This is a genomic window from Bacillus sp. GMs2/2 (assembly GCF_050172095.1).
GTDB classification, from domain to species: domain Bacteria; phylum Bacillota; class Bacilli; order Bacillales; family Bacillaceae_G; genus Bacillus_A; species Bacillus_A cereus.
The window spans coordinates 1-2,392 of sequence record NZ_JBNLYE010000498.1 but is presented as its reverse complement, the minus strand read 5'-3'; the positions used below and the strand labels follow the sequence as shown (position 1 = coordinate 2,392).

Below are 2,392 nucleotides of genomic sequence, written 5' to 3'. Positions count from 1 at the left end.
ATATTCTTTGTCGGCACGTACATATAACTAATGTTTTTTAATTGATAAAGTGAAACTTTAATCAGCTCTCACCAATCGGGCTTTTATGGGCAGTCCTCCACCTAACTTCTCTTTGCTCTCGCTGAATTTTTTTGGGGATGTTACTGCCCGCAACTAGCAAGATAGATGTTATCAATATTCATACGTTACAATAGTACCGGTAGTATCAGTAAAACCATCAAAACAGTTAGAGCAACCACCACAGCCTCCACAACCGCCACAGCCTCCGCAACCAAAACAACCGAAGCAACCAATACAACGGAAGCCACCACAACGGAAGCCACCACAACGGAAGCCGCCACAACGACCTCCACCACAACCGCCACAACGACCACAACCGCCACAGCGACGAGCAGCATCTTCAATATAGTAATATGGATATTGGTTTTGCTGGTCCCAATAGACAATATTTCCAGACCGGTAATCATTAAGGCTTAACGCTTGTAGTTCTTGTTGAAACTGATTCATTTTCATAACCTCCGTTTATAAAATACAACCTCATCGATACTTCCCTATATTCCTGTTCGTTACATCTAAGTAGAAATAGCGCTATAAACTAAGTTCAATACGTACATCAACAAAGTATGACTTATCACTAGATGATGCACCTTGTTCATATACCTATTTTTACTATGGGCTCATTTTTATAAAGTGAAACTTTAATCAGTGGGGTTTTGTTCATCCCCTACCTAACTTCTTTGCTTCCGCTGAATTTTGAGGTGGGGGGCTTACTGCCCGGCAAATAGCGGGATAAATAAAAATTAAAAAATATGAATTCTAGCGTCATATCTTCATACTTACTAAGTTCAATTAATTTCTCAATAATTATGATCCATATCCTATATATTTCCGTCTGCTGCTTAGATTTTTCTGTACTGTAAATGGCTTTCGCTATAACACCTCCAAGTGACCAGTTTTTATGACGGTTAAGAAATTCCAACAAAAAAAGCCCTAATTAGGGCTTTTCATTCTATTTCTCCAGCAAAGCTCTCTATGAAATTGTTAATTAAAAAAGACACACTTAGATTGATGCGTCTTTTTGTGATGCCTCTTTTGTGAAATCATATAAAGCAATTGCGCCTAAAAGAACAAGTATACCTTGAGGAACATCTAGCAAAATAGTTTTCCAAATTTCTGGAATTACCCATTTAATATCTGCTGCTGTTTCAAGATATGTTTGGAAATAGCTGATTGTAAAATTAATTATCCCTAAAAATACAAACAACGATAAACCAAATCGAATTAATTTCTTATTTGTAAACATATAACACCTCTCAAAATTCATTGGATATTCCTGCTTTTGCTTCTTTATATTTCCATATCTCTATATCTAATTTTAACACATAAAGAGCTCAAAAAAAAATACGATATGCATATTTGCATATCGTATTAACAACACTCCATGATAATTTAGAAATTCCTGCAAAGAAAAAACAACTCCGTTACAGCTAACAGCTCGGGTTTCTTTTCTTATTTAACTTCATACCACCAACATTTACGTTCTTTGATTGTAAAATAAATGTGACAGAAGTTTATCCAGTTAATGCGTAGACAAGTAAATGAGCTAAATTATCGATATTCTATTTCGCCATATCCGTAGCACTAATGACTTTACGCAAATTTGACAAGAAAAAATATATAGATAGGTATGATCCATACCTATCTATAACATTACTTCTATTCTTTATCCAATTACGTCTTTTACGTCTGTATCCACTGGCCACTTTTCTAATGTATAAGCCATTTCCCAAAATGAATATTCATATTGACTGCTAATAATAAAATGCTGTTTCATACGTTTGCGGTCTGCCTCTGTTACTTTTTCAGCGATAGTATCTAAACGTGTAATTTGTTCTTCAACTAGCGTACGGAACCAATCAGATCCATAAGCAGAAATCCATTCGTTATAAATTGGCTCTTCCGGCTGGCACTCTTTTAAGCGTTCGCCAATTTCATAATACAACCAATAGCAAGGTAAAATTGCTGCAATGATATCTCCTAAATGCCCTTCATACGCAGCACGATACATATGTGAAGTATACGCATATGCAGTTGGCGCAGGAATAAAATTATCTTTTTCTTCTTTCGTTATCCCTAGTTTTTTAGCAAAATTCTCATGTAAAGATAACTCTGCTTCATATGTATTTTGAGCATGGTGTGCCATACGAGCTGTCGTTTCTAATTCAAGAGCTTTCGCAGCTCCTAATGTTTGTACTCTAGCAAAATGACTCAAATAATATGAATCTTGAAGAACATAATAGCGAAAACTAGCTAAATCTAACGTTCCTTCACCAAGTTTTTTTACAAAAGGATGGTTAAAACTCGCTTCCCAAATTGAATCTACTTCTTTACG

At 35.6% G+C, this 2,392-nt stretch carries 3 protein-coding genes; all 3 read right to left on the bottom strand.

The genetic code is table 11. The annotated features are described in order from the left end of the window. Positions 1 to 171: 171 nt before the first annotated feature. A complete protein-coding gene (locus ACQGS6_RS26600) occupies positions 172 to 507 on the bottom strand; it encodes a heterocycloanthracin/sonorensin family bacteriocin (protein ID WP_058839790.1) in 336 nt (111 codons plus the stop codon). Between the two features lie 553 nt (positions 508 to 1,060). Beyond that, complete coding sequence (locus tag ACQGS6_RS26595) at positions 1,061 to 1,324, bottom strand: DUF3937 domain-containing protein (protein WP_002082716.1); 264 nt, start codon at positions 1,322 to 1,324, stop codon at positions 1,061 to 1,063. A 399-nt stretch (positions 1,325 to 1,723) separates the two neighbouring features. After that, positions 1,724 to 2,392: thiaminase II (tenA, locus tag ACQGS6_RS26590; RefSeq protein WP_426965883.1), on the bottom strand; the 669-nt coding region annotated here is incomplete at its 5' end.

Coding starts and splice junctions, on each gene's coding strand:
- ACQGS6_RS26600 (WP_058839790.1), bottom strand. CDS start 507: ATGAATCAGTTTCAACAAGAACTACAAGCGTTAAGCCTTAATGATTAC.
- ACQGS6_RS26595 (WP_002082716.1), bottom strand. CDS start 1,324: ATGAATTTTGAGAGGTGTTATATGTTTACAAATAAGAAATTAATTCGA.